Origin of the sequence: Nostoc sp. CHAB 5715 (assembly GCF_020829685.1) — a bacterium.
Lineage (GTDB): Bacteria > Cyanobacteriota > Cyanobacteriia > Cyanobacteriales > Nostocaceae > Nostoc.
The window spans coordinates 1-4539 of sequence record NZ_JAIVFR010000630.1 but is presented as its reverse complement, the minus strand read 5'-3'; the positions used below and the strand labels follow the sequence as shown (position 1 = coordinate 4539).

Here is a 4539-nt window from a genome sequence, read left to right as displayed (position 1 = left end):
AGGAATCGTATTTGATTTTTGAAATTATCTACGTAGGCGGGGAGTGGGGAGTAGGGAGTAGGGAATAAGGAATTAGGCTTTTCGAGTTGTACCGAGCTTTTTCAGAAATCAAATATTAGTCCTATAGTATCTATTGCTGTTGGATATAACATCAATGTTATTACTATACAGTTTAAACCTAATTTTAGTTATCTCAAACAGTATTTATTTGGGTGGAAGCTATTAAGGTTCTAGAAGGCAACTTATATTTAGATACTCGTTATGTCATTTATAGGAAAAACAATATACTTTCCTAGAAACTATCGGAAATATGTACAATCCCGGGATAGTGTCAAATCTCTGAAGATTAACTTTGACGTTTAAGTAACGCCCATAAAAGAAGCCTTTTTAAGAGCAATCAGGTATTAACCCAAGCCTATTGATTAATAACCTGGCGATCGCTTATATTCGCATTAACTACAGATGGGCTATAGATGCAAAATTTTTCAATTTTGTGATTCTCTAAAATGGCTCTTGCACCTGCCATGTAGATATCAGTACTATTTAGGATTAATAAGTAATTGCCAAGGGTCACTTGATGTTGATAATATCTGGCTAGATCCTCAGGAATTCCTAAAGTAGTATAGTTATTTTTGGAACTGCTGATATCTACCTCAGTAATACCATTCAGTGTGTTTGTATCCTTAGCAATCACCGACACTTGAGCCATAGGAAAGCCAGCTATTTTTAGTTCAGTAAGTGCTTTTTCTGTATCTTGGCGCGTAGAAAAAACACCAACTGCATTTTTATAGCGACTATTTGGGGTCAAGTATGGATCATAAATGCTCCACTGTTGAATATCACGGCGATTAAAAATCCTTTTAGCAAGACGAATCTCTATATCTATACCGATGACTACCACCAAATAGTAACCTTTGCAAATTAGATCATTGTAACCTTGTGCTTGCTCTTTAGGAATTCCTAAACCTAGCAGCACACGATGCAAATCACCTGCGGTTGCATTGATCGCACCACCTGTTAAATTGGTAGCGATCGCAGATGCTTCTGTTCCGGCTAGAATGATTCGTCCTATACCAGGGATTAGCCAGAGGACTAAACCCACTAATAAGCCAGTAACACCGCCTAAAGCACCATTTGTAAAGGCTTCAGTATCTTCTAAGGATGTATTATTGCCAGTGCGATCTTTAACTTCAACACTAGCAATATCATTTTCTCCTTCTACATTCCGTGCAATTACAGAAACTTTGTGCATGGGAAAACTAGAAGCTTTTAGTTCCTGAAGTACCAACTGTATATCGGAACACCTAGCGAAAACTCCTATAGTTGTTCGCTTTTTTTCTAATGTCATTTTATCGGTTTATTGCAGCTTTAAGCAATTCCCAAGAGTGTTATGATATGAGGTAGTTACACAGCTCGGCGAGTTAGTAAACCCCAAAGGAAAATCAGTAGCATAGCACCAAGAACAGCAAATAAAATGCTTCCAAAAGAGAAAGCTCCAGCAGATGCGGCGGCTGCCGAACTACTTCCTAGTAAAACTTGACCCAAATAACCCCCGACTACTGCTCCAAGTATTCCTAATACTATAGTGGAGAGAATACCGCCACCTTGGGTTCCTGGATAAAATAACTTAGCTAACGCACCTGCAATTAAACCCAAAACCAGCCAAGCAATAATGTTACCCATTGTATTTATCCTTCGTTGAGAATCTTATTTGTTTGCTTTTGACTATTTCATATTAAAGTTTTTTTGCAAAATTGCTGATCTATCTAGAGAACTAATATCAAAAATCTTTAGATATCATTTGAATATTCACTCCTTTGTCTTTGAGGATGAATATATAAATTTAGGATTTGACTCTAAGTTACGGTTGTGCATAATATCATGTCCGGATAAATAGTTATGATTCCCACAGTCATTGCACCCCACCCCCAACCCCTCCCCGCTCTTCGGGAGGGGAGACAAAGCATAGCTTTGGCGGGGTGGGGTTCTTCGGGTTTAATAAGTAATCAAGCGGACATGATATAACTTAGAGTCGGGAGCATTACCTTTGCAAATATAGGATTCCTATTTGATTTTTGAATAAACACCGTACACCTCGAAAAGCCTGATTCCCTACTCCCTACTCCCTATTCCCTACTCCCCGCCTACGCAAATAATTTCAAAAATCAAAGCGGATTACTATATTGTGATTCTACAAAAGCGGTACTACTACACCACGGCGTAAATAAACATACTATTTCAAATGGCGCAAGAAGCTCGGAATACAATTATGCGTGAATCCGTGACTTCCACCTTGCGGTACTAGTTGCTCACAACTCAGGAGTGAGGACTATTGAAAGAGCTAGTTGATAAAGTTGGCGACGGGGAAGGGAGGTAAATTTTGCTAACTGACGGCTAGCTTGCGATCGCGATATCCCCTGACTAATTAACTGTTTCAATTCGGCTTTCAATTCCTCTTCTGTCAGTTGGGGCTGACTGGCCCGAATTCCTGCCACAACTAATGTATATTCACCTTGGGGTTCTCGTTGGTTGTAGTGAGCGATCGCCTCGGCAATTGTCCCCCGCCAAAATTCTTCATACAATTTAGTTAACTCCCGCCCTAGCACAATTTGGCGATCGCTTCCCCAAACAAGAGCTAAGTCTTGTAAAGTATCTCGCAAACGGTGGGGCGATTCGTAGAAAATCAATGTGCGAGATTCTGTTTGCAGAGATTCTAAATGTTCTTGTCTGTGTTGACTTTTAGCTGGAAGAAAGCCTTCAAAGACAAACCGATCCGTTGGTAATCCAGATGCACTCAATGCCGTAATTGCTGCACTAGCGCCAGGAATGGGAACTACTGCAATTCCCGCCTCAATGCAGGCTTTCACCAGTTCATATCCAGGATCGGAAATTCCTGGCATTCCAGCATCACTCACCAGAGCGATCGCTTTATTATTAACTAAATGCTCTAATAATTCTGGGATGCGGCTGGTACGATTGTGTTCGTGGTAACTCACCTGGGGAGTCTTAACTTGAAAATGCTGTAATAGTTTCCCTGTGTGGCGGGTATCTTCCGCAGCAATGATATCTACAGTCTGTAAAATTCTCACCGCCCGAAAGGTTATATCTTCCAGATTGCCAATTGGTGTACCGACAACGTAAAGTGTTCTTGGTTTTGGATCGGTTTGCATGAGTAAGAGACGCGATTGATCGCGTACAGGAGTTAAAAATAATAATTTATGCATCTATAGGAAAATATATGATAAATGGATAATTTCAAATCCAAAATTCAAAATCCAAAATCGGATCGTGGGTTATTTGTAGGTTTAGTAACCTTAGATTTAATTTACCTTGCTAACTCTGCCCCTAAGAATAATCAGAAGATTGTCGCTACTGACTATACTTTAGCAGCAGGGGGCCCGGCTACAAACGCGGGTGTGACTTTCAGCCATTTAGGAAATCAAGCTACAGTTTTGGGTGTAGTAGGTTCTCACCCCATGACGCAGCTAATTCGGGGTGATTTGGCAAATTACAAAGTTGCGATCGCAGACCTTGAGCCTACCACTGATTTAGCACCGCCTGTCTCCTCAATCATTGTCACCCAAGCCACGGGTGAACGAGCTGTAGTTTCCATCAATGCTGTCAAAACTCAAGCCAACAGCGCATCTATCCCGCCAGATATTTTGCAAAATGTCGATATAGTACTGATTGATGGACATCAAATAGCGGTTAGTTATTCCATAGCCCAAATGGCTAAAGCCAAGAATATCCCAGTAGTAATTGATGGTGGAAGTTGGAAGCCTGGATTTGAGCAAATTCTGCCTTTTGTAAATTACGCCATCTGTTCCGCTAATTTTTATCCCCCTAATTGCCAGACTGGAGAAGACGTTTTTACCTATCTCGGCGGATTTGACATTCCTCACATCGTTATTACCCACGGACAAAAACCAATTGAATACTTGAGTTGCACTAAAACTGGTATCGTAGATGTACCGCAGATTCAAGCGGTTGATACCTTAGGGGCAGGAGATATTTTTCACGGTGCTTTTTGTCATTACATTTTAAGAGAAAGCTTTACTGATGCACTGACACTAGCAGCTAATATTGCTGCTGATTCCTGTAAATTTTTTGGCACTCGGCGCTGGATGAATTTAAACTAATAGTGTGTCAAATATATTTTGACGGATATCAAGACATTTGAGAAACACAAAAAACTCTTTCCCCACTCCCTATTCCCCACTCCCTACTCCCCACCTTCACCCGTCATTTTTGGGTTGACAGATCACTAATTCGTCATTCAAATTCTTAAATTACGAATTACGAATTAGTTAAACTAAGTATTGCTGTGCCTCCCAAATCACGTTATACATATTTTTAATTCAGGTCAAATTAATGAGAGACTTACAAGAAATATTAGCGATCGCTCGTGAGGTAGGTTGGGGTGCAGCAGATATACTGCGATCGTATTATCACGGGACTGCAAAAGACCCTGACTTAGAAGTACAATATAAACAAAATGAGCCTGTTACCGTTGCCGATGTAGCTGTGAGTCAATACATT

General features: G+C 40.5%; 4 protein-coding genes and 1 pseudogene. 2 read left to right on the top strand and 3 right to left on the bottom strand.

Annotated features, from left to right (window positions below):
* Window positions 1–415: 415 nt before the first annotated feature.
* The 3 genes from LC574_RS27745 to rsmI form a co-directional block, all read right to left on the bottom strand.
* The gene (locus tag LC574_RS27745) at window positions 416–1348 is read right to left on the bottom strand and encodes a general stress protein (RefSeq protein ID WP_229456892.1); all 933 of its coding nucleotides are present in this window, start codon (window positions 1346–1348) and stop codon (window positions 416–418) included.
* Window positions 1349–1404: 56 nt separating this feature from the next.
* Complete coding sequence (locus tag LC574_RS27740) at window positions 1405–1683, bottom strand: GlsB/YeaQ/YmgE family stress response membrane protein (protein ID WP_229456891.1); 279 nt, start codon at window positions 1681–1683, stop codon at window positions 1405–1407.
* A 626-nt stretch (window positions 1684–2309) separates the two neighbouring features.
* The gene (gene rsmI / locus LC574_RS27735; RefSeq protein ID WP_229456890.1) at window positions 2310–3170 is read right to left on the bottom strand and encodes a 16S rRNA (cytidine(1402)-2'-O)-methyltransferase; all 861 of its coding nucleotides are present in this window, start codon (window positions 3168–3170) and stop codon (window positions 2310–2312) included.
* 75 nt (window positions 3171–3245) lie between these two features.
* Between rsmI and LC574_RS27730 the strand changes: the two genes are divergently transcribed.
* Together LC574_RS27730 and LC574_RS27725 are read left to right on the top strand one after the other, a co-directional pair.
* A complete protein-coding gene (locus LC574_RS27730) occupies window positions 3246–4139 on the top strand; it encodes a sugar kinase (protein ID WP_229456889.1) in 894 nt (297 codons plus the stop codon).
* Between the two features lie 232 nt (window positions 4140–4371).
* Window positions 4372–4539, top strand: a pseudogene (locus tag LC574_RS27725) (3'(2'),5'-bisphosphate nucleotidase CysQ); the annotation flags it as partial.

Excerpts from the sequence above, each read along its gene's own strand:
- LC574_RS27745 (WP_229456892.1), bottom strand. The coding sequence starts at position 1,348 with ATGACATTAGAAAAAAAGCGAACAACTATAGGAGTTTTCGCTAGGTGT.
- LC574_RS27740 (WP_229456891.1), bottom strand. The coding sequence starts at position 1,683 with ATGGGTAACATTATTGCTTGGCTGGTTTTGGGTTTAATTGCAGGTGCG.
- rsmI (WP_229456890.1), bottom strand. The coding sequence starts at position 3,170 with ATGCAAACCGATCCAAAACCAAGAACACTTTACGTTGTCGGTACACCA.
- LC574_RS27730 (WP_229456889.1), top strand. The coding sequence starts at position 3,246 with ATGGATAATTTCAAATCCAAAATTCAAAATCCAAAATCGGATCGTGGG.